Source organism: Mesorhizobium sp. CA6 (assembly GCF_020165035.1).
GTDB lineage: Bacteria > Pseudomonadota > Alphaproteobacteria > Rhizobiales > Rhizobiaceae > Mesorhizobium.
Window position 1 is genome coordinate 151036 of record NZ_JAIUHI010000012.1, and the last position, 25647, is coordinate 176682.

Below are 25647 nucleotides of genomic sequence, written 5' to 3' on the forward strand. Positions count from 1 at the left end.
CGTGTCGTTTGCAGGAATTGCCTTGCCGGCATGAGGAACAAAAGGAGTTGAGAATGAGCGAAGCTGCGACAAAACCGGAACCGGGCAGCAAAAAGCGCGAGTCGGCCGCCAGGCTTGAGCTCGCCGGCAAGATGCACGAACTAAAGGTGCGAAGCGGAACGGTCGGGCCGGACGTCATCGACATCGGTTCGCTCTACAGCACCACCGGCGCCTTCACTTACGATCCCGGCTTCACCTCCACCGCGAGCTGCGAATCGGGGATCACCTTCATCGATGGCGATGCCGGCATCCTGCTGCATCGCGGCTTCCCGATCGATCAGCTCGCCGAGCACGGCGACTTCCTCGAGGTCTGCTATCTGCTGCTCTACGGCGAGTTGCCGACCAAGGCGCAGAAGGACGACTTCGATTATCGCGTGACGCGCCACACGATGGTGCATGAGCAGATGTCGCGCTTCTTCACCGGCTTCCGCCGCGACGCGCATCCGATGGCGGTGATGTGCGGCGTGGTCGGCGCGCTGTCGGCCTTCTATCACGACTCGACCGACATCTCGGACCCCTATCAGCGCATGGTCGCCTCGATGCGCCTGATCGCCAAGATGCCGACGATCGCGGCGATGGCCTATAAGTACCATATTGGCCAACCCTTCATTTACCCGAAGAACGATCTCGGCTTCGCGGCCAACTTCCTGCACATGTGCTTTGCCGTGCCGTGCGAGGAATACAAGATCAATCCGGTGCTGGCGCGCGCCATGGACCGCATCTTCATCCTGCACGCCGACCACGAGCAGAACGCTTCGACCTCGACCGTGCGCCTGGCCGGCTCGTCGGGCGCCAACCCGTTCGCCTGCATCGCCGCCGGCATCGCCTGCCTGTGGGGTCCGGCGCATGGCGGCGCCAACGAAGCGGCCCTCAACATGCTGGGCGAGATCGGCCATGTCGATCACATCCCCGAGTTCATCGCCCGCGCCAAGGACAAGAACGACCCGTTCCGGCTGATGGGCTTCGGGCACCGCGTCTACAAGAACTATGATCCGCGCGCCAAGATCATGCAGAAGACCGCGCATGAGGTGCTGGGCGAGCTCGGCATCAAGGACGATCCTCTGCTCGACATCGCGATGGAGCTGGAAAAGATCGCGCTGACCGACGAGTATTTCATCGAAAAGAAGCTCTACCCGAATGTCGACTTCTATTCCGGCATCACGCTGAAGGCGCTGGGCTTCCCCACCACGATGTTCACCGTGCTGTTCGCGGTCGCCCGCACCGTCGGCTGGATCGCGCAGTGGAAGGAAATGATCGAGGATCCGCACCAGAAGATCGGCCGGCCGCGCCAGCTCTACACCGGCGCTACGGAACGCGATTACGTGCCGATTGCGAAAAGGTAATTGAGCGAATAGCGAAATAGCAAGTAGCGAATAGGGGAAACGGGCGAAGCCGACACAGCCCTATTCGCTATTCGCTACTCCCTATTCACTCTCTTTATGCACCCCATCACCACCTCGGCGGCGATCTCGCCCGAGGGCCGATCGGTCGCCATGCGCCGGGCAATCTCGGCAAAGCCCGCCTTTTGCCAGGCGCGCATGCCGGTGTCGGCAAACAGGGCTTCCAGCTGCCGCGCCAGGTTCTCCGGCCGGACATACTGATCGTAGAATTCCGGCACCAGCGCGCGATCGGATATCAAATTGGGCAGCAGCGCCGACCACGTCGTCACCATATGCTGCAGAAGCTGGCGCGCGATCGGGTCGAGCTTGTAGCAGGAAACCATCGGAACGCCCGCGAGCGCCAGTTCCAGCGAAACCGTCCCAGACGCGATCAACGCCGCGTCGGCCTTGCCGAAGGCCTGCCATTTGCGGTCCGGCTCGGTGATGATTTCCGGCTTGTCGTCCCAGCTCGCGACCGAGGCCTTCACCAGCTCGGCGACATGCGGCACCGTCGGCAACAGCAAGCGCAGGCGGTGGCCGCGCTGGCGCAGCGCCGACATCGCCTTGCCGAAGGGCTCGATCAGCCGCCGCACCTCGCCGCGGCGCGAGCCGGGCAGCACCAGCACCGTCTTGACGCGGTCGTCGGCGAGATCGCGCGGCTGGCTCTGCGCCTTGGCGGCGCCAAGCACGCCCGGATCCTGCGTCAACCGGTGGCCGACATAAGTGCCCGGCGGTCCGCCAAGACGAGCGAGCGCCTTCACCTCGAACGGCAGGATACAGAGGATGTGATCGACATAGGGCTTCATCGCCACCGCCCTGCCCGGCCGCCAGGCCCATACGCTCGGGCAGACATAATGGACGATCGGAATGGCCGGTGCCGTTGCGCGGATCTTCTTTGCGACACGCAGCGAAAAGTCCGGACTGTCGATGGTGATCAGGCAATCGGGCCGCTCGGCCGCGATCATCGCCGCCGTCTGGCTGATGCGGCGCATCAGCCGCGGCAGGTCGCGCAGCACCGCGCTGAAGCCCATCAGCGCGATCTCGCCGCCATCGAAGAGTGGGGTCAGCCCCAGTTGCTGCAGGTGGCGGCCACCAATGCCGACGAGCTGCACCTTGCGGCCCGTCGTGCGCTCGAGCGCCCGCACGATGTCGGCGCCAAGCAGATCGCCGGATTCCTCGCCGGCGACGATCGCGAGCTTGAGCGGCTTGTCAGCGACCATTAGCCGGCTCCCCATTGGACGCCTCCATGGCGGGCAGGCCGATGATGAACAGGCCGAGAGCATTGGCGCGCGCCAGCGTTTCCGGACCTTCGAGAATTAGGGCGTGGCCGGCTTCCAGCGCAATGCCGGCCAGCCCGGCGGCGTGTGCGGCTTCGATCGTCTGCGGGCCGATGGAGGGCAAGTCGGCGCGCAGCTCCTGCCCAGGCTTGGCGCATTTGACCAGTACGCCGCGCGCCTTGCCGGCCAGCCTGCCGTGGCTGCGCAATTCCCGCGTTCTGTCGAGCAGGCCGGCAGTGCCCTCGATGCCTTCCAGCGCGATGGCTCGACCTCCTATCGCAATCGCCGCCTGGCCGATATCGAGCGCGCCAATGGCTTTGGCGGCGGCGCGCCCGGCTTTGATGTCGCGCCAGTCGGATTGGTTTGGACGAGCCGCCGTCAACGTGCCTTCGCCGGCCGTCAGTTCGGGAACGACCTCATGCGCGCCGACCACCGCAATGCCCCGATCTTCAAGGCTTCGGGTCAACACTTTCAGCAAGCCGTCGTCGCCGCGTCTCAGCGCTCTGATCACGGAACGTATTATGGCCAGCAAGCCAAGTGTCGGTCGAATCTTGCTCAAACGCGGCCTGCGCTTGATTTCGCCGGCAAGAACGAGATGCGTGATCCCATTGCGCTTCAACAAGGGAAGCAGCAGGCCGATATCTTCCAGTGCCAGCGTCTGCCGCTCGTAGGCGGAAAAGTCCGCCTCGCGGTCGACCTCACCCTCGGCGATGATCACGAAGGGCACAAAACCTTGCTTGAGCAGACCATCGGCAACTTCGACGGGCAGGCTGCCCCCACCGGCGATGATGCCGACCCTGGAGCCCGGCGCGAGTACGAGCCCTGCCTTGGCCGGCTCAGCCCTCGTCATCGCCGCTGTCGTCGTCGCCGTCGCCCTTGAGCGATGGGACGGCAAAGTGCCGTTTGCCGCGACTTGTGATGAAATCGATGATCTTCATGGCCGTTGGCGACCCGGCGAACTCGGCCTTGGCGAGTTCCACATTCTCGCCGACGGTGCGGGAACGATCGAAGATCGTCCTATAAGCCTTGCGCAGCAGGTAGATTTCGGAACGCGGCAGGCCGGAGCGCTTGAGACCTATGATGTTCAGCCCACGCAGCTTGGCGCGGTTGCCGGCGGCGATGGCATAAGGAATGACGTCGCCAACGACCGCCGCGCAGCCGCCGATGAACACATTATCGCCGAGGCGCACGAATTGATGAACGGCGGTCAGGCCGCCGATATAGACGTTGTCGCCGATCTCGCAATGTCCGCCCAGCGTCGCGCCATTGGCGAAGGTGGCGTTCTTGCCGACGACGCAATCATGGGCGATGTGGGCATAGGCGAGGAAGTTGCCGTTGTCGCCGACAGTCGTCTCGCCACGGCTGGTGTCGGTGCCGACATGCATTGTGACGCCTTCACGAATGGTGCAGTTCGCTCCGATGACCAGAGTAGTGCGACCGCCCTTGTGCTTGGTGTTTTGCGGCGGCGCGCCGAGCGTCGCCATCGGATAGACCTTTGTCCCCGCCCCGATGGACGTGGCGCCCATCACCGACACATGGCTGACCAGTTCGACGCGGTCGCCGAGGATCGAATCGGCGCTGACATGGCAGAAGGGTCCGATACGGACGCCTTCGCCGAGCTTGGCTCCTTCTTCGACGACCGAGGAAGGATGGATGGATGTCGCGACTTTCATGAGCATTTCGAACCGTCAGCCGGTAACCATCATGGCCGAAACCTCGGCTTCGGCGGCTTTCGCGCCGTCAACCATCGCCTCGCAGGCGAATTTCAGCAGGTTGCCGCGTTTTTTGATCTTCTTGACGTGGATCCTGAGCTGATCGCCTGGAACGACCGGCTTGCGGAATTTCGCGTTGTCGATGGTCATGAAATAAACCAGCGACGGCTTCTCGGTGTTGAGGCTGCGAATGCAGATCGCGCCTGCGGTCTGGGCCATCGCCTCGATGATGAGCACGCCGGGCATGACTGGCTGCTGGGGAAAGTGGCCCTGGAAATGCGGCTCGTTGATGGTCACGTTCTTGATGCCGACTGCGGACTCGTCGCCGTCTATGTCGACGATGCGATCGATCAGCAGGAACGGATAGCGGTGCGGCAGGAGCTTCATAAGCCCCATGATGTCGACCGCGTCGAGTGAAGTTGCCACCGTATCAGCCATTTCCGTCGCCTTGCTTGCGCGTCCTGGCCATCCTGCGCAGCATCGCTATCTCGCGCATGGCTTCCGCCATGGGTTGCGCCGGGTAACCTCCCCAGACCTCGCCTGCCGGCACGTTGTTCATGAATCCACTTCTCGCAGCAAGCTTGGCTCCTGGCCCGATGGTCAGATGATCGGCGAGGCCGACACCGCCGCCCATGGTGACATTGTCGCCGACGACGACGGAACCGGAAATACCCGAAAGCCCAGCTATAATGCAATTGCGGCCGATGCGAACATTGTGGGCGATCTGCACCAGATTGTCGATCTTGGTGCCCTGGCCGATGACGGTGTCGGACATCGCGCCGCGGTCGACAGTCGAATTGGAGCCGATCTCGACATCGTCCTGGATGATGACGCGGCCGATCTGCGGCACGCGTTCAGGCCCTTTGGCGCCGCCGACAAAGCCGAAACCATCCTGGCCGATCCTGGCGCCGCCATGGATGATGACGCGGTTGCCGATAAGCGCATATTGAATGCTGACGCCGGGGCCGATGAAGCCGTCGCGGCCGATCTGGCAGGAACGGCCGACAACGGCGTGGGGCGCAACGACCGTGCCGCTGCCGATGGATACGCCGGCACCGATCACGGCGCCTGCCTCTACGATCGCCCCGTCCTCGATATGCGCGGATGGATCGATAAACGCATGGGGCGATATGCCGGTTTCTCCGGTCAATGGCCCCGGAGTCGCAGCCTGCGGAAACAACAGGCGCCCGACCATCGCGAAAGCTTGTTGCGGGCGCGGATGCATCAGCACCGCGATGCCCGGCGGCGCCTTGCTAGCGAAATCGGCGGGGCATAGCACCGCGGCCGCCCTGAGCGACGGCATCAAGGCGAAATTGCGCTTGCCGTCGACAAAGACGAGCGCGCCGTTGCCACCCTCGTTGGCGGGAGCCAGCGCCTCGATGGCAATTTCGGCCTGATCGGAATCGAACAGGCTGGCGCCGGTCAGATTCGCGACCTCGCCAGCCGTGTACCGGCGTGAAGGCGCGAAGAACACCGGATCGGTCATTCCAGAAGTAATATCCAGCTGGGTTGGATCGGTCCACTCCGGGCCGTCATCCGGCCCGGAACCATCGCAACCACAAAGTTAGAAGCGGGTCGCGATACCGAAGTTGAATTCCTGAACGTTGTCAGTCGACTCTTTCTTGACCGGGATCGCATAGTCGATACGAATCGGGCCGAACGGCGAAGCCCACATTAGGCCGAGACCGACAGAAGCACGAAGCTTCATGCCGGTTGAGGACGAGTCGACACCGACAAGCTTGTTGCCATAAAGCGTCGCTGCATCCGCAAAGACAGCGCCCCGCAGGCCGAAGCTCTCCGGAATTACGGGCAGCGGGAACTGCGCTTCAGCCGAGGCATTGAAGTAGGTCGTGCCACCGAGATGGTCGCCGCTGCCTCCGCTAGCCACGGGGCCAATACCGCCATACTCGAAACCACGGATCATGCGGTCGTTGCTCTGGAAATAGTCAAAGACACGCAGATCGTTGCTGCCATAGGCCGCAAGATAGCCCGCGCCGCCCGAAACCAGACCGACCAGATCAAGCTGCTCTGACAAGGTCTGGTAAACACTGGCGCGCCCGGTCACCTTCACCCACTTGGCATCGCCGCCAAGACCGGCAAACTCGGTCGTGCCGGTGACGTACAGACCCTCATGCGGGTTTTTCATGTCGTCGATGGTGTTGTAAACCAATCCAAGGCTGACCGAGGACTTGAGCCACGGACTCTCGGCAATGCCAGCCTGGATTGCCGGAGACACGTCGCATTTTGCAGGGTCCAGCGCGCCGCCGGTTAAGCAATTGTCCGGATAGGAATACTTTTCCTGGGAGATGTTATAAGCCAGCTGCGTCGAGACGCTGCCAGTGATCGGCAGGCCGAAGCGGACGGTCGCCCCAGTAACGTCTGTATCGTAGTGGCTGTATTCCCGGGTCGACTTGTAGATGTCGAAGCCGGCCGCGATGCGCCGTCCGAGAAAATACGGCTCAGTGAAGGAAACAGCAAAGTCGCGCGAATGCTTGCCGCCGCCAGCCGACAGCTTGATGTACTGGCCGCGCCCGAGGAAGTTACGCTCCGTGATCGAACCTTCGATCGACGGGCCGGGCGTGTCGCCGCCAGTGGAATAACCAGCGCCGACTGAGAATTCGCCGGTCGACTTCTCGACCACGGTGACCACCAGCACGACCTGGTCCGGCGCCGAGCCGGGGACGGTCGAAATGTCGACAGACTGGAAATAATCAAGGGCTTCCAGCCGCTTCTTCGCGCGCTGGATGAGAACCTGGTTGAAGGCATCGCCTTCACTGACGTCGAATTCGCGACGGATGACATAGTCGCGCGTGCGGTCGTTGCCGCGGATTTCGATGCGCTCGACATAGGCCTTGGTGCCCTGGTCGATGGTGTAGACGACCGAAATGGTGTGGTTCTCGAAATTGCGGTCGCCGCGCGGCGTCACCTGGGCGAAGGCGTAGCCCGAACCCGCGACCTTCTCGGTCAACGCGACGATCGAATCCTCGACGTCCTTGGCATTGTAGACGTCGCCCTTGTGGGTTTCGACCGCCGATTCCAGCGACTTCGAATCGACTTCCGGGATAGTGCTTTCCACGCTGACGTCGCCGAACGTATAGCGATCGCCTTCCTGCACGGTGATGGTGACCGTGTATTTGTTGGTGGCGTCGTCAAGCTCGCCGACGGCCGAGACGACCTGGAAGTCGGCATAGCCGTGATTGTAGTAGAAGCGGCGCAGCAGCTCCTGGTCGGCGCGCAGCTTGTCCTCGTCATAGACGTCGTCGCGCAGCACGAAGGACAGCCAGGACGAGCGCTTGGTGTTGATGACGTCCGACAGGCGGCGGCTGGAATAAGCGTGGTTGCCGACGAAGTTGATCGCCGCGATCTGGGTGCGGCCGCCTTCGTTGATGTTGAAGACAACGTTCACGCGATTGTCGCCGAGATCCATGACCTGCGTGGTCACCGCGGCGTCGTCGCGGCCAATGCGCTTGTAAGCCGTCTTGATCGCCTCGACATCGGCGTCCAGCGCCTGCTGCGAGAAGGTTGCACGCGGCTTCAGCTGGATACCCATCTGAAGCGCGTTGTCCTTGATCTTCTTGTTGCCCTGGAACAGGACCTGGTTGACGACCTTGTATTCGGAAACCTTGACGACCAGGCTCGAACCGACCTGGTTGATCTGAACGTCCGAGAACAGACCTGTGCCGAACAGCGCCTTGACGGCGTCGTCGATATCGGAGCTGGAGAAAGGCTTGCCCGGCTTGATCGAAATGTAATTGCGGATGGTTTCCGCATCGACGCGCTGGTTGCCGCTGACCTCGACACGCGAAATGACCGCGGCCTCGGCCACCGACGTGGCGGCGAACTGCACTGCGAGCGCGCCTGGCACGACCAGAGCGGCGGACAAAGCCGCCGCGGAAGCGGCGCTCAGAAACTTGGATGCTGCCTTCATCGGGCTTTTGTACCTTTTTCTCGTAGTCCCCACGGCGAGAAAACCGGACGTGCGGTATTTTCCCTTACCGTATTAACCGGATTTTCCCTACACGCAAGGCTCCCGGTTAATTTGTATTTACTTAACCGTACCGCGTGGCTTTCGCGTCACGCATATCCCCACGCATGGTAAACGGCATCTCAATATGACCGAAGCTGAAGCCAAATTTCTTCATGATTTCAGCATCCAAACAGATCGTTCCAAAATACGAAGCCCATGAATCCGAGCACCAGGAACAACCCGGTCCGGTAGGCCATCTCCATCGTTCGCTCCGAAACGGGCCGCCTGATGACGGCCTCCACGCCGTAGAACAACAGGTGGCCGCCGTCGAGGGGGGGAATCGGCAGCAGATTGAGAAATCCTATTCCGACTGACAGAAATGCAACAAGCTGCACCAGCCACTCGAAGCCGAGCTTGGCTGCCTGGCCCGACATCTTCGCGATCTTGATCGGACCGCCCAACTGGCATTTGTCCTCGCGTCCAAGCGCAAAGCGTTGCAGGAACTGGCCGGTGCGCTCGATCACGTGCCCGGTTTCCTCGACCGCCGCCACCACGGCGCCGGCCGGCGTGTAGGAGATCAGCCGCGGCTGGCCGAGCTCGGCGTTGTTGACGACGCCGATGACCGCGACCTTGACCTTGTTGCCCAGCGCATCCTGTTGCTCCATGGGCTCCGGCGCGGCCGTAACGTCGATTTCCTTGCCGTCGCGCAGCATGGTGAAGGTGATGGCGTCGCCAGCCCGGCCTGAAACCAGCCGCTGCACGTCGGCGAAGGTCTCTACCTTGCTGCCATCGACTTTGACGAATCGGTCGCCCGGCCGGATTCCGGCTTTTTCCGCCGGGCTGCCGGCGGTCACCTCGGCCACCATCGGCTCCAGGACCGGACGGCCATAGAGGGAAAACAGCACCGCGAATACGGCGATCGTCAGCAGGAAATTGAACAGCGGCCCCGCAACGACGGTAGCGGCGCGCTTCCAAATCGGTTGCGTGTGGAAGGCGACCTCGCGCTCGGCATCCGTCAGCGATTCGATCTCCTCCGTGCTCGGCTGGCTCGACGTCGCATTCATGTCGCCGACGAATTTGACGTAGCCGCCAAGCGGAATGGCGCAAAGCTTCCAGCGCGTGCCGCGGCGGTCGTAAAAGCCGAAGAGCTCGGGGCCGAAGCCGATGGAAAAAGCCTTCACGCCGATGCCGCACCAGCGGCCGATCAGATAGTGGCCCATCTCGTGGACGAACACGACGACGGTCAGCACGAACAAAAACGGCACGAGCGTGCCAAGGACGAAGCCTTGCGTGCTGAAAACCGCGTGAAAGATGTCGTTCAAGTCATGCCCTCAAATTCGCCCGCACACGACATTCCACCGCGACTGTGGCATCAATCCGGGCGAATCGGTGGCGCGCGCCATTTTTCGCCTTACTGCTGTGTCGTTCAGTTTGGAAAAAGCCCCAATGCCGGATGCTCGGCGCCCGCCGCGACCCAGCCCATGACGTACAGTGCGAACGCGGCCGCGACAAGCCCGTCCACCCTGTCCATGACCCCGCCATGGCCGGGAATGAGATTGCTCGAATCCTTGGCGCCGTGCCGGCGCTTGACCCATGATTCGAACAGGTCGCCGGCTTGCGAAACGATCGACAGAGCAAGCGCCACCAGGCCAAGCTGAACGAGATTGCCGGCGCCGGCTGCGATTGAGAGCAAAACTCCGGCGATAACGCCGCCGACGGCGCCGCCCAGCGCGCCGCTCTGCGTCTTGCCGGGCGAGATTGACGGCGCGAGCTTCGGGCCGCCGACCGCGCGGCCGACGAAATAGGCAGCTATGTCGGTTGCCCAGACCACGGCGAACAGGAAGAGAATCGCAATCAGCCCGGAATGATTGTCGTCACGGAGATAGGCGAGCGAAAAGCCGGATAGTGCTGCGTAGGCCACCCCCGAGGCTTCCCACGGCGCGGCCCCCTTGGTCCGAGCGACAATGGCCGCGACCGCCACCAGGATCGCGACGAGGAGCAGCAGCCACAAGGCCGGCAGGCCGGCGATCAGGGCGCCGACGAAGATCAGAATCAGTGCTTCGGGCAGGAAGCCGAGCGCCGCGCCGCTCCCGGCGCGCGCCATGCGCGTCCATTCATAGAAGATCAGCGCCGCTATTGCGGCGCAGAACAGCCGGAACGGCAATCCGCCGAGCCAGGTGAGCGCAAGCGTCAGAGCCGCCATCACGATTGCCGAGATGACGCGCTGCTGGAGGTTGCTCATGGGTGCGGCGCCTAAAGCGCGACATCGCGGGCGGCGAGCCCGCCAAAGCGTCGTTCGCGGCCGGCAAAGTCGCGCAAGGCGTCGGCCAGGTGCTCGCGGCTGAAGTCCGGCCAATAGCAAGGCAGGAAAACGAGCTCGCTATAGGCAGCCTGCCAGAGAAGGAAGTTCGACAGCCTGAGCTCGCCGCTGGTCCTGATCACCAGCTCGGGATCGGGAATGCCCTTTGTGTCGAGCGATGCGGCAAAGCTTTCGGCCGTGATCGCCTCGCTCGCCATGTCGCCGCGCGCGACGGCCTCCGCCAGCTTGCGCGCTGTGCGCACGATCTCGTCGCGGCCGCCGTAGTTGAAGGCGATGACCAGTGTCAGCGCCCCATTGCCGGCGGTCAGCGATTCGGCTTCCTGCAGCAGCCCCCGGATATCGGACTGCAGCCCCTCTTTGTCGCCGATCACCCTCACCCGCACGCCGTTCTGATGCAGTTCGGCGAGATCGCGGCGGATGAACAGCTTCAAAAGCCCCATGAGGTCGCTGACCTCGGATTTCGGCCGCGACCAGTTCTCGGAGGAAAAGGCGTAGACGGTCAGGTAGGAGATGCCGAGCTCGGGTGCGGCGCGCACCGTCTTGCGCAGGGCCTCGACGCCGGCGCGGTGTCCGGCAAGGCGCGGCAGGCCGCGCGCCTTGGCCCAGCGTCCGTTTCCATCCATGATGATCGCGACATGCGCGGGGGTTGCCATGGTCTCGCTTTCGAGCCGGAAAACCCCGACCCTAAACCTGCATGATTTCAGCTTCCTTATCGGAAAGCAGGTGATCGATGGTGCTGATCATCTCGTCGGTCAGCTTCTGGACCTGGTCGGACCGCTTGCGCTGATCGTCCTCGCTGATGGTGCCGTCCTTCTCAGCCTTCTTGAGAAAATCCATGCCGTCGCGGCGGACATGGCGCACCGCGACGCGTGCGTTCTCGGCATAGCCATGCGAGATCTTGACCAGTTCCTTGCGGCGCTGCTCGTTGAGCTCCGGCAGCGGGATCCTGAGATTGGTGCCGTCGACGATCGGATTGAAGCCCAGGTTGGCTTCGCGGATAGCGCGGTCGACCGCGCTGACCATCGACTTGTCCCAGACCGAGACCGAAATCATGCGCGGCTCCGGCACCGTCACGTTGGCCACCTGGTTGATCGGCATCGTCGTGCCGTAGGCCTGGACCTGGACGGCGTCGAGCAGGTTGCTGGAGGCTCGGCCGGTGCGCAGCGACGCCAGGTCGTGCTTGAAGGCGGCGATCGCCCCGTCCATGCGTCGCTTCAGGTCTTCGAACTCGCCACTCATGATCATCTCCTCGACCCGTTCGCCGGGTTCACTGCTTATGCCGTCGTGCCGTCCGCGGTACCGTTCAACGGATGCCGGCCTCGCCTATTTGTCCGCGACGACCGTGCAATGGCCGCCGCCCCTTAGAATATCGCCGAAACCACCTTTTTCGTGGATCGAATAGACGATTATCGGAATGTTGTTTTCACGCGCAAGTGCAATCGCGGCGGTGTCCATGATCGCAAGCCCGCGTTTGATGACTTCGGCGTGGCTGATGCGGTCGAAACGGACGGCGTTCGGGTCCTTCTTGGGGTCGGCCGAATAGACCCCGTCGACCTGCGTGCCCTTGAACAGCGCATCGGCGCCGATTTCGGCGGCCCGCAGGGCCGCGGCCGAATCGGTGGTGAAGAACGGATTACCGGTGCCGCCGGCGAATATGACTACCTTGCCCTGGTTCATATAGGCTGTCGCCTGGCGTTGGGAAAAGCTCTCGCAAAGTTCCGGCATGGCGATCGCCGAAAGCACGACGGCATCGACGCCGATCTTGTTGAGCGAGGTGCGCAGCGCCAGCGAGTTGATGACGGTGGCGAGCATGCCCATGTGATCGCCGGTGACCCGGTCGCCGCCTTTGGAGGCCACAGCCACGCCGCGAAAAATATTGCCGCCGCCGATGACGACACCCACTTCGACGCCCAGCGCGCGCGCCTCGGCAATGTCGGCGGCGATGCGGTCGACAACGGAGACATCGATGCCGAAATGCTGCTCGCCCATCAACGCTTCGCCGGAAGCCTTCAGCACGACACGTCGATAGAGGGGCTTCACCGTCATCTCATTCCTCGAATATCTCGGCGCGGCAATTTTGGAGGCAAAACCGCCCCCGCTTCATCCGGCGATGCTGTCATGACGGGTTGACCCGATACACGAAGGGCGCGGCGATGTCACGCCGCGCCCTCGTGCAAAATTCCAGGCTTTTTCGGTCAGTTGCCGCCTCTTTGATCAACGGCTGGAGACGCTGACCGCCTCGCCTTCGATCATGACCGCGGGCGAATAATCGGCCGGCTTGTCGCCGGTCACGGCGCCGCCGGTCACCCGGACCTGGATCTCGGAGCCGAAATAGGAATGCGGGAACGGCGCCGGCATGGCGCTGACCTTTTCCAGCCGCGCGCGAAGCTCGGCGGGAATCGAAAAATCGAGCGCGCCGAGATTGTCCTGCAGCTGAGTGAGCTTCGTCGCTCCAAGGATGACGGAAGCGATGCCTGGCTGCGTCGCCACCCAGCTGAGCGCAACCTGGGCCATGCTGCGGCCGAGCTCGGCCGCCACCTTCTCGAGTTCCGCCACGATCGCCCAGTTGCGATCGCTGAACTTCTGGAAGCCGGGATGCGTGGTGTTGCGGAAACCGTCGAGCCGCCCGGCCCTTCCGGCTTGCGTCGGCTTGTATTTGCCGCTGAGGAGCCCGCTGGCCAGCGGACTCCACACCATGATGCCGGCGCCATGACGGGTGCCGAAAGGCACATATTCATGTTCGATGGCGCGCTCGGCGAGCGAATATTCGAGCTGCAGCGCCGAGACCGGCTCGTAGCTGCGCAGTTCGGCGATCGCCTGGGCGCGGCCGGCATACCAGGCCGGCACGTCGGAGAGGCCGATATGGCGCACCTTGCCGGCGCGAACGAGGTCGTCCAGCGTGCGCAGCACCTCCTCGGCCGGAGTAATCCTGTCCCAGACATGCAGAAGATAAAGGTCGATGTACTCGGTGCCGAGCCGTTTCAGTGAGGCTTCCACAGCCCGCATGATGTTCTTGCGGCCGTTGCCGCCGGCATTCGGATTGCCGGCCTCGGAATTCATGGTGAATTTGGTGGCGATCACCGCCGTGTCGCGCAGGCCGCGCTCGGCGACGAACTCGCCGAGCCAGGTCTCGGCGGTACCGCCGGTATAGAGGTCGGCCGTGTCGAAGAAGTTGCCGCCCGCTTCGACATAGGCGTCGAACATCGCGCGAGCTGTGTCCCTGTCCGCGCCCCAGCCCCATTCGGTGCCGAAGGTCATGGTGCCGAGCGCCAGCCGGCTGACGCGCAGGCCGCTGTTGCCAAGCGTGTAGTAGGTCATGGTCATGGGTGGTCTCCCGATCCTGAACTGAATTCCTGCCGGTCACTGGCCGGGGGTGGCCTTGACCCAGGGATTGCCGCGCTCATGCGTCATGCGGAAGGTGAAGCCGTCGACCTTCCAGCCGGAGGCCGAGCGTGTCAGGTGGTGCTCATAGGTGCCCCAGACTTCCCAGAGCGGATCGCCATTGCCTTCCATCCGGTTCCAGGCATAGCCATTGGAGCGGACAGTCGCGGCATCGGCTTCGAGCACGACCTGATGGTTGGTGCGCAGATGCAGGCTGGTCTTGCTGCCCTTGAGGTTGCCCGCCCAGGCGCCGATCAGGTCGTCGGACGCGATGTTGGCTGCGGGCTGGCCGGACAGGCTGCTGAAATCGGCGGTGACACGCTCGGCGAAATAGCTGCGCGCCAGCTTCCAGTCCTGTGCATCCACCGCGCGGTCGATGGCGTCGGCGATGCGGATGACGGCGCGCTCGTCGGCAAGGGCCTGCCAGCCGGCCGGTTCGGCACCGCCGGCATCGACCGGCGCCAGCACTATTCCTGCGGCAAAAGTTACATGTCTCAACGCGTTCATTTCGTCTCTCCTTGGCCATCAGCCCGCCGCCGATGTGTTGACGCCAATATGAGCCGGTTCAGGGACATCGATAAGATTGCATTGTTCGCAAAGACTGTGCGATATCACTCATGAATGGATCGCGATCTGCTCACACACCTTCCGGTCATTGTCGCCGTGGCCCGGCGCGGCGGCTTCGCGCTTGCCGCGGCTGAACTCGGCATGAGCCCGTCTGCCGTCAGCCATGCGGTGCGGCTGGTGGAGGAGCGCATCGGCCAGCCGCTCTTTGCGCGCACGACGCGCAGCGTCTCGCTGACCGAGGCAGGCAAAGCGCTGGTGGAGACTGCGGGCCCTGCCCTGCAGGACATCGCCGAGCGGATGGACCGCATTCGAGGCGTGAAGGGAAGGCCCGCCGGCCTGCTCAGGATCAACGCCTCCAACATAGCGATCCCCCTGGCGGTGACGCCGGTGGTCGCGGCGATGGCGGAACGCTTTCCCGACGTGACGGTCGAGATCGTTGCCGATCAGGGACTCATCGATATCGTCGGGGAAGGGTTTGACGCCGGCATCCGGCTGGGTGAAATGATCGCGCAGGACATGGTCACCGTCAGGATGACGCCACCGTTCAAAGCCGTGATCGTTGCTTCTCCCGCCTATGTCGCAAAGCGCGGGCGTCCGCGCGACGTGGCCGATCTCGCCAATCACAACTGCATCGGCTACCGGCTGGTTCGGTCAGGCGCGCTTTACCGCTGGGACCTGAACGACAACGGCAAGGATGTCGTTGTCGAGACGCGCGGCACGACCGTCGTCACAGATTCGCTTGGCGCCGTCGATCTGGCGCTGGCCGGCGTCGGGCTCGCCTACGTCTTCGAGCCGCTGGTGCGCGCCGACCTTGCCGCCGGGCGCCTCGTCCAGATCCTGCCGAAGACAGCGATCGAAGAGCCCGGGCTCTTCCTTTATTTCCCGCGCCGCGCGTCGATGGCGCCGAAGCTCAGGGCCTTTATCGATACCGCACAAGAAATCGGCCGGGCGTCCATGCGGACACCCGGCCGAATCGCCTGAGCTCGTGAGCTCGTCACCTTAAGGAAACGCCGCGCGCTCCCCTCGGATCGGAGCTATTTCTTGACCGCGGCCGCGACTTCCGCCGCGAAATCGGTCGTTTCCTTCTCGATGCCTTCGCCCAGCGCAAAGCGCAGATAGGAGGTGATCTTCGCCGGAGCGCCGATCTCCTTCTCGGCATCCTTCAGCGCCTTCTCGACGGTGATGTCGGGATTGAGCACGAAGGCCTGCTTCAAAAGCACCACCTCTTCGTAGAACTTGCGCAGGCGGCCCTCGACCATCTTCTCGATGATGGCTTCCGGCTTGCCCGACTGGCGCGCCTGGTCGGAGAAGATCGCCTTCTCGCGCTCGATCAGCGCCGGGTCGACCTCTTCGGCCGTCAGCGCCACCGGGTTGGTGGCGGCGACGTGCATGGCAACCTGGCGGGCAAAGGCGTTCGCGGCATGCTCGTTGCCGGTGGTCTCGATCGCGACCAGCACGCCGAGCTTGCCCAGCCCATCGGCAACCGCATTGTGGACATAGGTCGCCACCACGCCATGCGGCACGGTGAGCTTGGCCGAACGGCGGAAATTGATGTTCTCGCCGATGGTGCCGACCGCGTCCTTGACGGTCTCGGTGACCGTCTTGTCGGAGCCCGGATACTTGGCGGCGGCAACCGCTTCGGTTGCGCCATAGGCGAGCGCGACCTTCGCGACATTGCGGACCAGTTGCTGAAACTGCTCGTTGCGGGCGACGAAGTCGGTCTCGGAATTGACCTCGACGATGGCGGCTTCACGCACGCCGGCGTCGACGCCGATCAGGCCCTCGGCGGCAGTGCGCCCGGCCTTCTTGTCGGCCTTGGAGATACCCTTCTTGCGCAGCCAGTCGACGGCCGCTTCCATGTCGCCGTTGGTCTCGTTCAACGCCGCCTTGCAGTCCATCATGCCCGCGCCGGTCAAGTCGCGGAGTTCTTTGACCTGTGCAGCCGAAATGCTCATTGTCGCCTCTTTGTCTCAAATGCGCCGACGCACCAACCGGGACTCGGGTGATGCGCTCGGCAAAAGCGCTTTAGCGCGCCAACTTATTGGAAAGATGAAGGCCGGGCTCCGGCCTTCCTTATCAAGCTTCCGGAGCTTCTGCAGCCGGAGCGTCGAGCGCCGGCTCGACCGGAGCCTCCGCCGAAGCGCCGATGTCGACGCCGAGCGCGCCCTGCTGACGGGCGATGCCGTCGATGGCGGCCTTGGCGATCAGATCGCAATAGAGCTGAATGGCGCGGGCCGCGTCGTCATTGCCGGGGATCGGGAAGTCGATCTTGTCCGGGTCGCAGTTCGAATCGATGATGGCCACGACCGGGATGCCGAGGCGCTTGGCCTCGAGGATGGCGATCGCTTCCTTGTTGGTGTCGATGACGAACATCAGGTCCGGCGTCGAGCCCATGTCCTTGATGCCGCCGAGAGCCTTGTTGAGCTTCTCGCGCTCGCGGTCGAGGTTCAGGCGCTCCTTCTTGGTGAGGCCCTGGGCCTCGCCGGAGAGCGTCTCGTCGAGCTTGCGCAGGCGCTGGATCGAGTTCGAGATCGTCTTCCAGTTGGTGAGCATGCCGCCCAGCCAACGCGAGTTGACATAATACTGGGCCGAACGCTGCGCCGCGTCGGCGACGATGTCGGACGCCTGGCGCTTGGTGCCGACGAACAGCACGCGGCCGCCCTTGGCGACGGTGTCGGACACCTGCTTCAGGGCCTGGTGCAGCAGCGGCACCGTCTGCGACAGGTCGATGATGTGGATGTTGTTGCGGGCGCCATAGATATAAGGCGCCATCTTCGGGTTCCAGCGGTGGGTCTGGTGGCCGAAGTGAACACCAGCTTCCAAAAGCTGGCGCATGCTGAAATCTGGCAGAGCCATTCTTTAGTTCCTTTCCGGTTGGCCTCCACGGACACAGGCATTTCGGACTTATGTCCTGACGCCACCGGAGGTCTCAGCCGGATTTCTCCCGGGCAGACACCAAAGTCCGTGTGTGGAATGAGCGCGCATATAGAGGGGAAGCGTCACAAACGCAAGCTGGGTGTCACTTCGCGCATCAACGTGCGGCAATCAGCGCACTGGTACCGATCATCGCGCCGCCAGCGAGCCTGTTCATGAGGCGCATGCGCTTCGGGGTCTTGAACCATCCGGCTGCCCGCCCCGCCATCGCGGCATAGAGACCCATGGTGACGATATTGACGCTGACCACGACAAGGACCACGAGCAGGCCATCGGCGAAGGTCATGGTGTCAAGGTTGAGGATCAGCGGCATGATGGAGGCGTGGAACAGAATGGCCTTCGGATTGCCGAGCGCAATGGACGCGCCGAGAAAGAAGGACCGCGACAGCCGCGCCTGTGTTTGGCGAGAGTCGTCCGGTTTCTGGGCGACCGCCCGCCACATCCTGATGCCGAGAAAGACCAGGTAAGCGGCGCCGGCGTATTTCAGCAAAAGAAAAATCCACTCGAAGGTCTGGGCCAACGCCACCAAACCGAGCAACGCCAGGGTGACCAGGACGGCGTCGCCCGCGGCGACCCCCATGCCGGCTATGAAAGCGCGCAAGAACCCACGCGACAGCCCATTGGTGATGACCGCGAACATCGCCGGTCCAGGCGTGGCGGCGGCCAACGAGATCGCGACGCAATAAGCCAGGAACGCCGTCACCGTCATCGTCTTACCTTCCCGTTCGGAACCCGCACGCGGCGGAAGATCGCCACGATGTCCTCGCGGCTGCATTCGATCGCCCCAAGCCTGACCGCGCGATCACGCTCGAAGCCGGTGATATCGTAATGCGGCGCCGATGTCTTGGGCGGCCCCTGATAGGACGAACGCTTAAGGCCCAGCTCGGCTGCAAAGCGATGGAGTTCGTCGGTATTGTCGGCGAGCAGATGGCACCAGCGGTGGCCGGCCCATTTCCAGATCGCCGCATCGACATAGACTGCCATCAGGCCCACCGCATTCGGTGAGCCTCACGCATGGTATTCGGAGGCCAAGCCTGCAAGCCGGGCCGGCTGCCGTCAGCAATTGCTATTTCGACGCCGGGCAAGGCTTGGTCTGATCGAACAGCGACAGGTTCACCAGCTTGCCGGTCATCGAGAATTCGCCATAGTCCATGACGAGGTCGCGGGTGATGCCGTTCTCGTGCAGCTTGAAGCTGATCCGGTATTCCGGCACCTCTTCGCCTTTGTTGTCGGTATCGTCGAAATAGGCGATGTCGACCGGCCAGTATTTGTCGGTCGCGAGCTTGGCCAGCGCCGGCGCCTCCGGGTCGGATTTCTGGACATCGGTCTTCTTGCCGACGATTACGGTGGTGGTCATCACCTTGTTGGCGTCCTCGGAGCCGTCGAACAGATTGGTCTGGTAGAAATTCTCGCCCTTTTCGGCCTTGCCGATCAGCTCGACCAGATGCTGGGTCGGGAACTGCGTCGCTGCAAGCTCGAGGCTGTTCTTCTCAGGCTTGTCGATCTCGACTTTGAGGCCCTTCTGCTCCCGGGTCGCGATGCCTTTCACTTCCTTGTCGAGGTTCTGGTCGGTGAAGGATTTCGTCACGAACGAAAAAGTTTTGCCTTCTGCATCCTCGAACGTGGTCGTCTGCTGGTCCGTCAGCTTCGTGCCGTCGGCGGTGGCAATCTGAGTGACGAAGCGGAATTTCACCGTATAGCCTTCGCAGGCGGAACCATTGAACTCATAGACCATGCGGCCGGTGATGCCGGTAATGCCTGAGCGGTCGGAGGCCTTGTTGAGCGTGAGATCGTAGACGGCGCGATGCGCCTGCAGCGCGGGCACCGCAAGGGCCGGCGCCATCGGGAGCATCGCCGAGAAACAGGCGGCGGCGAGGAAAAGGCGCGTTGCGCGCATGCGTTGCTCCGATCGTCGCGGCCGCGAGGCAGACCGCAGGGAAAGATGGTCCAGCTTAAAAAAAGTCGTGGCGGAAGCGAGGCAAAAATAGCAATTTCGGCCCGGCCAACGCGGCGTCTTCCAGCAATAGGGAAAACCAATGAGCGAAACAATCGAAAAGCGGCTAAGCGATCTTGGCGTCACCCTCCCGGCCGCCGCCGCGCCCGCCGCCAACTACGTGCCCTATTGCCGCACCGGCAACACGCTGTTCACCGCCGGCCAGTTGCCGCTGAAGGACGGCAAGCTGCAGGCAAGTGGGTTGCTCGGCCGCGACATCGACACCGCTGCAGGCAAGGAAGGCGCGAGATTCTGCGCCATCAACCTCCTGGCGCAGGCCAAGGCCGCGCTGGGCGATCTCGAAAAGGTCCGGCGCCTGGTCAAGATCACCGTCTTCGTCGCCTCCGCGCCGGATTTCGTCGAGCAGCATCTTGTCGCCAACGGCGCCTCCGACTTCCTGGTCGCCGCACTCGGCGAGCGCGGCAAGCATGCCCGCTCCGCCGTCGGCACCGCCTCGCTGCCGCTCAACGCCGCGGTCGAGATCGAAGCGATCTTCGAAGTCGAGTGAGGCTCAACATGACCGATCTGTCCTGGCTGATTGCGCAGCCCGTCGCGCATCGCGGCTTCCACGACATGAACAAGACGCGCTGGGAAAACACGCTGTCGGCTTTCGCCGCGGCGGCCGAGCGCGGCTACGCCATCGAATGCGACGTGCATGTCTCGTCCGACGGCGTCCCGGTCATCATCCATGACGGCGAGCTGAAACGCCTCACCGGCCGGGATGGCTTCGTCTGGCAACGCACCGCGGCCGAACTGGCGACGCTCAAGATCGGCGGCACCAAGGACCACGTGCCGACGCTCGAGGAGGCGCTCGACCTGATCGACGGCCGTGTGCCGCTGGTGGTCGAGCTGAAAGGCGTTCCCGGCCACGATGCGGGGCTGGTGGCCAGCGTCGGCCGGTTGCTCAAGCGCTACAACGGCAAGGTGGCGATCATGTCGTTCGATCACTGGCTGATCCGCGACTTCGCCAAGGACGCCCCGGGCATCCCCGGCGGGCTGACCGCCTATGGCAGGGACAACCAGCTGATCGAGGCGCATTTCGCGATGCTCGCGCACGACCTCGCCTTCACCTCCTACGCTGCCGGCGACCTGCCCAACCCCTTCGTCAGCTTCGTGCGCGAAAAGCTGAAGATGCCGGTCATTACCTGGACCGTGCATGACCAGCCGGCGGTCGACCTCACCTTCAAATATGCCGACCAGATGACCTTCGAGGGTTTCGAGCCCGGCCTGGTGAGAGTTGGCTGAGCCGAGTGCCTCAAACGTGACTTGTAGCAGCCCCTGCGAAGCTTAAATAAGCCCCATGGATCAGGGCGACGAAGAGGATGGACGGGCAGCGAACGCGGATTATGCGATCCGCATCGCGGCGGGTATCGGCGCCTTCACCTGCGAAGAATGGAACGGCTTTGCCGGAACCACGCGCGACGATCAAGAAAACGGCTACAACCCTCTGGTTTCATTCGCTTTTCTAAGCGCTCTGGAAGATTCCGGCTGTGCCGTCCGGCGCACTGGCTGGCAGGGTCATCACTTGCGGCTGGAAACCGCGCAAGGCAGGCTTCTCGGCGCCGTCCCTTGTTACCTCAAATCGCACAGCCAGGGCGAATATGTCTTCGACCACGGCTGGTCGGACGCCTTCGAACGCGCCGGCGGCCGCTATTATCCCAAGTTGCAATGCTCGGTGCCGTTTTCACCAGTCACCGGCCCTCGCCTGCTGGTCGGCAAAGGCGAGAATGAAAGTGCGGTGAAGGCAGGACTGGCGGAAGGCCTGAAGCTGGTGACCGACAAGCTCGGCGTCTCGTCCGCGCATGTCACTTTCGCAACCGAGCCGGATGTGGCGAGCCTGGAGGCGGCGGGCTTCCTGCATCGCACCGACCAGCAGTTCCATTTCTTCAACGAAGGCTTTTCGACCTATGACGACTTCCTCGCCACGCTTGCCTCGCGCAAGCGCAAGGCAATGAAGAAGGAGCGCCGGGAAGCGCTTGCCGACGGCATCTCGATCGACTGGCTGACCGGCAAGGACATCACCGAAAGCGCCTGGGACGATTTCTTCGCCTTCTACATGGATACCGGCGGGAGGAAATGGGGCCGGCCCTACCTCAACCGACAGTTCTTCTCGCTGATCGGGGAGCGCATGGCCGACGACATCCTCCTGGTGATGGCAAAGCGGAACGGCCGCTACATTGCCGGCGCCATCAACTTCGTCGGTTCCGACGCGCTCTACGGACGCAACTGGGGCTGCATCGAGGATCACCCCTTCCTGCATTTCGAGGTCTGCTACCATCAGGCGATCGATTTCGCCATCGAGCGCAAGCTCAAGGTGGTGGAGGCAGGCGCGCAGGGCGAGCACAAGCTGGCGCGCGGCTACCGGCCGGTGACCATGCATTCGGCGCACTACTTCTCGCATCCCGGCTTGCGCAACGCCGTCGCCGACTACCTCAGGCGCGAGCGCCGCGAGGTCGAGCGCATGGGCGAATATCTCGAAGAGCACACGCCCTTCCGCAAGGATCTTGGGGAATAGCCGGCCTCACCGCGCGCCATGCCGCTGCGATGAAAACATGAAAACAGAGACTTAAAGCGCGTCGCCCGAATCCATTCCTTACGACGCGCTTTAGCGATCTCGCCCGAGCGCCTTGCCGCCCGTCGGCGGCTTCGCTACACCGGACGGTGAATACAATTGGGAGTGTCACCCCATGGCCGAAGCCTATGATCCCGGCAATATCTTTGCGAAAATCCTGCGCGGCGAGATTCCGTCGCACCGCGTCTACGAGGACGATGCGGTCGTCGCCTTCATGGATGTGATGCCGCAAGGCATGGGCCACACGCTGGTGATGCCCAAGGCGCCGTCGCGCAACATGCTCGACGCCGATCCGGCAACGCTCGGTCCGCTGTTCGCGGTCGTCCAGAAGGTGGCCGTGGCAGTGAAAAAGGCCTTTGACGCCGACGGCGTCACCCTCATGCAGTTCAACGAACCGGCCTCCGGGCAGACCGTCTATCATCTCCATGTCCACGTCGTGCCACGCTTCGAAGGCGTGCCGTTGAAGCCGCATTCCGGCCAGATGGAGAAACCCGAAGTGCTGGCCGAGCACGCCGGCAAGATCCGCGCGGCGCTGGGAAGCTGACCCAGCCTTCGACCCGGTGACTGCGCGCTGACCGCTCAAAAGAAAAGAGCCCCATTGCCGGGGCTCTTTTGCATTTCAAATGAAGGCCGATCAGCCCTTGCGCGGCAGTTGCGGCACAAGGCTGCGTTTGTTGCCGTCCTTGCCCTTCGGCTCCGGCTTCTGCGCCACGGCCTTCTTGGGCGCCGGCTTCTTGGCCACCGCCTTCTTCGGCTTCGGCGCGTCTTCCGGCTCTTCCTTCTTCGGCTGCACGGGCGACTCGTCGGCGAGCGATTCGAGCTTCAGGCCGGACTCGCCGGTTTCCTTCTTCTCGACAGTGACGCGAACCGTGCCGCCCTTCTTGAGCTTGCCGAACAGCACCTCGTCGGCCAGGGGCTTCTTGATGTGCTCCTGGATGACGCGGCCGAGCGGACGCGCGCCCATGCGCTCGTCATAGCCCTTGTCGGCCAGCCAGGCGATCGCGTCCGGCGACAGGTCGAAGGTGACGCCCCGCTCGGAGAGCTGGGCCTCAAGCTGCATGACGAACTTCTGCACCACCTGATGGATGACCGGCACCGGCAGCGAACCGAACGGGATGATCGCGTCCAGGCGGTTGCGGAACTCCGGCGTGAACAGCCGGTTGATCGCCTCGACGTCGTCGCCCTCGCGCTTGGTCGAGCCGAAGCCGATTGCCGCGCGCTGCGCGTCCGAGGCGCCAGCATTGGTGGTCATGATCAGGATCACGTTGCGGAAGTCGATCTGCTTGCCGTTGTGGTCGGTCAGCTTGCCGTGGTCCATCACCTGCAACAGGATGTTGAACAGGTCCGGATGCGCCTTCTCGACCTCATCGAGCAGCAGCACGCAATGCGGGTGCTGGTCGACGCCGTCGGTGAGCAGGCCGCCCTGGTCGAAGCCGACATAGCCGGGAGGCGCGCCGATCAGCCGCGAGACGGTGTGGCGTTCCATGTATTCCGACATGTCGAAACGGATCAGCTCGACGCCGAGCGAGGCGGCAAGCTGCTTCGCGACTTCCGTCTTGCCGACGCCGGTCGGGCCTGAGAACAGGTAGGAGCCGATCGGCTTCTCCGGTTCGCGCAGGCCGGCGCGCGCCAGCTTGATCGCCGAGGTCAGCGCGGTGATGGCCGTATCCTGGCCGTAGACGACGCGCTTCAGCTCGATATCGAGCCCCTGCAGCACCTTCTCATCATCCGCCGAGACCGTCTTCGGCGGGATGCGCGCCATGGTGGCGATCGTCGCCTCGATCTCCTTGATGCCGATCGTCTTCTTGCGCTTGGCTTCCGGCACCAGCATCTGCGAGGCGCCTGTTTCGTCGATCACGTCGATCGCCTTGTCCGGCAGCTTGCGGTCGTTGATGTAGCGCGCCGACAGCTCGACCGAGGCCTTGATCGCTTCGCTCGTGTAGCGGACCTTGTGGAACTCCTCGAAATAGGGCTTCAGGCCCTTCATGATCTCGATGGCGTCCTCGATGGTCGGCTCGTTGACATCGATCTTCTGGAAGCGCCGCACCAGCGCGCGGTCCTTCTCGAAGAACTGGCGGAACTCCTTGTAGGTGGTCGAGCCGATGCAGCGGATGGCGCCGGACGACAGCGCCGGCTTCAGAAGGTTCGATGCATCCATGGCGCCGCCCGAGGTGGCGCCGGCCCCGATCACCGTATGGATCTCGTCGATGAACAGCACCGCGCCCGGATAGTCCTCGAGCTCCTTGACGACCTGCTTCAGCCGCTCCTCGAAGTCGCCGCGATAGCGGGTGCCGGCCAACAGCGTGCCCATGTCGAGCGCGAAGATGGTGGCGTCCTGCAGCACTTCCGGCACATCGCCTTCGACGATGCGCTTGGCGAGACCTTCGGCGATCGCCGTCTTGCCGACCCCAGGATCGCCGACATAGAGCGGGTTGTTCTTGGAACGGCGGCACAGCACCTGGATGGTGCGGTTGATCTCGCTGTCGCGGCCGATCAGCGGGTCGATCTTGCCGGCGCGCGCCTTGTTGTTGAGGTTGACGCAGTAGGCCGTCAGCGCGTCCTGCTGCTTCTTCTTGCCACCCTCTTCCTGCGGCTCAGCACCGTTCTGGCCGCCCTGCTCGTCCTCGGCGCCGCGCGGCGTGCGCGATTCCGAAGCGCCCGGTCGCTTGGCAATGCCATGCGAGATGTAATTGACCGCGTCGTAGCGGGTCATCTGCTGTTCCTGCAGGAAATAGGCAGCATGGCTCTCGCGCTCGGCGAAGATGGCGACGAGCACGTTGGCGCCGGACACTTCCTCGCGGCCGGACGACTGCACATGGATCACGGCGCGCTGGATGACGCGCTGGAAACCTGCCGTCGGCTTCGAATCCTCGTCATAACCGGTGACGAGGTTGTCGAGCTCGGTGTCGATATAGGTGAGAACCGTATGCTTGAGCTCGTCGAGATCGACGTTGCAGGCGCGCATGACGGCGGCCGCCTCGGTGTCGTCGATCAGGGCGAGCAGCAAATGTTCGAGCGTTGCATACTCATGATGCCGCTCGTTGGCGAATGTCAGCGCCTGATGTAGCGCCTTTTCCAGGCCTTGGGAGAAAGCCGGCATGTTACCTCACTTCTTCTCCATCACGCATTGCAGCGGATGCTGATTCTGTCGGGCGAAATCCATGACCTGGGACACTTTGGTCTCGGCCACCTCGAATGTGTAGATGCCGCACTCGCCCACTCCATGATTGTGAACATGAAGCATGATGCGTGTGGCGGCTTCGCGGTCCTTTTGGAAAAATCGTTCCAGGACGTGAACGACGAACTCCATCGGGGTGTAGTCGTCGTTCAGAATGAGGACCCGGTAGAGACTGGGCTTCTTGGTCTTGGTTTTGGTGCGCGTGATGACAGCGGTGCCGCGACCGGGATCGTTGCGGTCTCCGTCACTTTGCATTCGCACCACGCCTGCCGTGGCAGTCAAACCGATCGTCACGTAGTCCAGCCTTTTCGAATCCTCATGCGAGTTC

Annotated in this window: 26 protein-coding genes; 6 read left to right on the forward strand and 20 right to left on the reverse strand. The window is 63.2% G+C overall.

Features of this window, described 5'->3' with window-relative positions:
• Window positions 1-53: 53 nt before the first annotated feature.
• A complete protein-coding gene (gltA, locus tag LB526_RS19410; RefSeq protein WP_224528714.1) occupies window positions 54-1382 on the forward strand; it encodes a citrate synthase in 1329 nt (442 codons plus the stop codon).
• 74 nt (window positions 1383-1456) lie between these two features.
• Here the strand turns inward: gltA and lpxB are convergent, their stop codons facing one another.
• The 13 genes from lpxB to LB526_RS19475 all read right to left on the reverse strand — a co-directional run bounded on the left by lpxB (window position 1457) and on the right by LB526_RS19475 (window position 14582).
• A complete protein-coding gene (gene lpxB / locus LB526_RS19415) occupies window positions 1457-2638 on the reverse strand; it encodes a lipid-A-disaccharide synthase (RefSeq protein ID WP_224528716.1) in 1182 nt (393 codons plus the stop codon).
• Window positions 2628-3545: an LpxI family protein gene (locus tag LB526_RS19420; RefSeq protein WP_224528725.1), complete on the reverse strand. Its 918-nt coding sequence runs from the start codon at window positions 3543-3545 to the stop codon at window positions 2628-2630. Before LB526_RS19420 ends, lpxB begins: the two co-directional genes overlap by 11 nt.
• Complete coding sequence (lpxA, locus tag LB526_RS19425) at window positions 3532-4368, reverse strand: acyl-ACP--UDP-N-acetylglucosamine O-acyltransferase (protein WP_140841295.1); 837 nt, start codon at window positions 4366-4368, stop codon at window positions 3532-3534. Before lpxA ends, LB526_RS19420 begins: the two co-directional genes overlap by 14 nt.
• Window positions 4369-4383: 15 nt before the next feature.
• Window positions 4384-4845, reverse strand: a complete 462-nt coding sequence (fabZ, locus tag LB526_RS19430) for a 3-hydroxyacyl-ACP dehydratase FabZ (RefSeq protein ID WP_095765364.1) — start codon at window positions 4843-4845, stop codon at window positions 4384-4386.
• A complete protein-coding gene (lpxD, locus tag LB526_RS19435) occupies window positions 4838-5893 on the reverse strand; it encodes a UDP-3-O-(3-hydroxymyristoyl)glucosamine N-acyltransferase (protein ID WP_224528731.1) in 1056 nt (351 codons plus the stop codon). The genes fabZ and lpxD overlap by 8 nt, the downstream gene beginning before the upstream one ends.
• 78 nt (window positions 5894-5971) lie before the next feature.
• Window positions 5972-8335: an outer membrane protein assembly factor BamA gene (gene bamA / locus LB526_RS19440; protein ID WP_224544473.1), complete on the reverse strand. Its 2364-nt coding sequence runs from the start codon at window positions 8333-8335 to the stop codon at window positions 5972-5974.
• A gap of 218 nt (window positions 8336-8553) precedes the next feature.
• Window positions 8554-9696 carry an RIP metalloprotease RseP gene (rseP, locus tag LB526_RS19445; RefSeq protein ID WP_140841291.1) on the reverse strand — a complete coding sequence of 381 codons (1143 nt, stop codon included), beginning with the start codon at window positions 9694-9696 and terminating at the stop codon, window positions 8554-8556.
• A gap of 104 nt (window positions 9697-9800) precedes the next feature.
• The gene (locus tag LB526_RS19450) at window positions 9801-10616 is read right to left on the reverse strand and encodes a phosphatidate cytidylyltransferase (protein WP_224629276.1); all 816 of its coding nucleotides are present in this window, start codon (window positions 10614-10616) and stop codon (window positions 9801-9803) included.
• A gap of 11 nt (window positions 10617-10627) precedes the next feature.
• The gene (locus LB526_RS19455) at window positions 10628-11347 is read right to left on the reverse strand and encodes an isoprenyl transferase (RefSeq protein WP_224629278.1); all 720 of its coding nucleotides are present in this window, start codon (window positions 11345-11347) and stop codon (window positions 10628-10630) included.
• A 31-nt stretch (window positions 11348-11378) separates the two neighbouring features.
• A complete protein-coding gene (gene frr, locus LB526_RS19460) occupies window positions 11379-11933 on the reverse strand; it encodes a ribosome recycling factor (protein WP_095765618.1) in 555 nt (184 codons plus the stop codon).
• Window positions 11934-12017: 84 nt separating this feature from the next.
• On the reverse strand, window positions 12018-12740 hold the full coding sequence (gene pyrH, locus LB526_RS19465) for a UMP kinase (RefSeq protein ID WP_095765617.1): 723 nt from the start codon (window positions 12738-12740) through the stop codon (window positions 12018-12020).
• Between the two features lie 168 nt (window positions 12741-12908).
• Window positions 12909-14018, reverse strand: coding sequence for an aldo/keto reductase (locus tag LB526_RS19470; RefSeq protein WP_224629279.1), 1110 nt, complete (start codon window positions 14016-14018; stop codon window positions 12909-12911).
• Between the two features lie 36 nt (window positions 14019-14054).
• Window positions 14055-14582 (reverse strand): nuclear transport factor 2 family protein, encoded by a 528-nt coding sequence (locus LB526_RS19475; protein WP_140627843.1) that lies wholly within the window; start codon window positions 14580-14582, stop codon window positions 14055-14057.
• A gap of 114 nt (window positions 14583-14696) precedes the next feature.
• On the opposite strand from LB526_RS19475, the gene LB526_RS19480 reads away from it, so the two are divergent.
• On the forward strand, window positions 14697-15623 hold the full coding sequence (locus tag LB526_RS19480) for a LysR family transcriptional regulator (protein WP_224629284.1): 927 nt from the start codon (window positions 14697-14699) through the stop codon (window positions 15621-15623).
• A gap of 53 nt (window positions 15624-15676) precedes the next feature.
• Here LB526_RS19480 and tsf read toward each other — a convergent pair whose 3' ends face one another.
• The 5 genes from tsf to LB526_RS19505 all read right to left on the reverse strand — a co-directional run bounded on the left by tsf (window position 15677) and on the right by LB526_RS19505 (window position 19473).
• Window positions 15677-16597, reverse strand: a complete 921-nt coding sequence (gene tsf, locus LB526_RS19485; RefSeq protein ID WP_140841281.1) for a translation elongation factor Ts — start codon at window positions 16595-16597, stop codon at window positions 15677-15679.
• Window positions 16598-16718: 121 nt separating this feature from the next.
• Window positions 16719-17498 (reverse strand): 30S ribosomal protein S2, encoded by a 780-nt coding sequence (gene rpsB, locus LB526_RS19490; RefSeq protein WP_095765354.1) that lies wholly within the window; start codon window positions 17496-17498, stop codon window positions 16719-16721.
• A gap of 175 nt (window positions 17499-17673) precedes the next feature.
• Window positions 17674-18285, reverse strand: a complete 612-nt coding sequence (locus LB526_RS19495) for a LysE family translocator (protein WP_224629296.1) — start codon at window positions 18283-18285, stop codon at window positions 17674-17676.
• Window positions 18282-18560, reverse strand: a complete 279-nt coding sequence (locus LB526_RS19500) for a DUF4031 domain-containing protein (protein WP_140841277.1) — start codon at window positions 18558-18560, stop codon at window positions 18282-18284. Before LB526_RS19500 ends, LB526_RS19495 begins: the two co-directional genes overlap by 4 nt.
• Before the next feature lie 82 nt (window positions 18561-18642).
• Window positions 18643-19473 carry a cell envelope integrity EipB family protein gene (locus LB526_RS19505; protein WP_224629301.1) on the reverse strand — a complete coding sequence of 277 codons (831 nt, stop codon included), beginning with the start codon at window positions 19471-19473 and terminating at the stop codon, window positions 18643-18645.
• Window positions 19474-19612: 139 nt separating this feature from the next.
• Here LB526_RS19505 and LB526_RS19510 point away from each other — a divergent pair, with 139 nt between their 5' ends.
• From LB526_RS19510 to LB526_RS19525, 4 genes are all read left to right on the forward strand, one after another.
• Window positions 19613-20077 (forward strand): RidA family protein, encoded by a 465-nt coding sequence (locus LB526_RS19510; protein ID WP_224629302.1) that lies wholly within the window; start codon window positions 19613-19615, stop codon window positions 20075-20077.
• A gap of 8 nt (window positions 20078-20085) precedes the next feature.
• Window positions 20086-20814 (forward strand): glycerophosphodiester phosphodiesterase, encoded by a 729-nt coding sequence (locus LB526_RS19515; RefSeq protein ID WP_224629304.1) that lies wholly within the window; start codon window positions 20086-20088, stop codon window positions 20812-20814.
• Window positions 20815-20869: 55 nt separating this feature from the next.
• Window positions 20870-22084 carry a GNAT family N-acetyltransferase gene (locus LB526_RS19520; RefSeq protein ID WP_224629306.1) on the forward strand — a complete coding sequence of 405 codons (1215 nt, stop codon included), beginning with the start codon at window positions 20870-20872 and terminating at the stop codon, window positions 22082-22084.
• Between the two features lie 172 nt (window positions 22085-22256).
• Window positions 22257-22685 (forward strand): HIT family protein, encoded by a 429-nt coding sequence (locus LB526_RS19525; protein WP_095765348.1) that lies wholly within the window; start codon window positions 22257-22259, stop codon window positions 22683-22685.
• A 90-nt stretch (window positions 22686-22775) separates the two neighbouring features.
• Here the strand turns inward: LB526_RS19525 and clpA are convergent, their stop codons facing one another.
• Both clpA and clpS read right to left on the reverse strand, forming a co-directional pair.
• Complete coding sequence (gene clpA, locus LB526_RS19530; protein WP_140841263.1) at window positions 22776-25241, reverse strand: ATP-dependent Clp protease ATP-binding subunit ClpA; 2466 nt, start codon at window positions 25239-25241, stop codon at window positions 22776-22778.
• 6 nt (window positions 25242-25247) lie between these two features.
• Window positions 25248-25574, reverse strand: a complete 327-nt coding sequence (gene clpS / locus LB526_RS19535) for an ATP-dependent Clp protease adapter ClpS (protein ID WP_036258315.1) — start codon at window positions 25572-25574, stop codon at window positions 25248-25250.
• Between the last annotated feature and the right edge of the window lie 73 nt (window positions 25575-25647).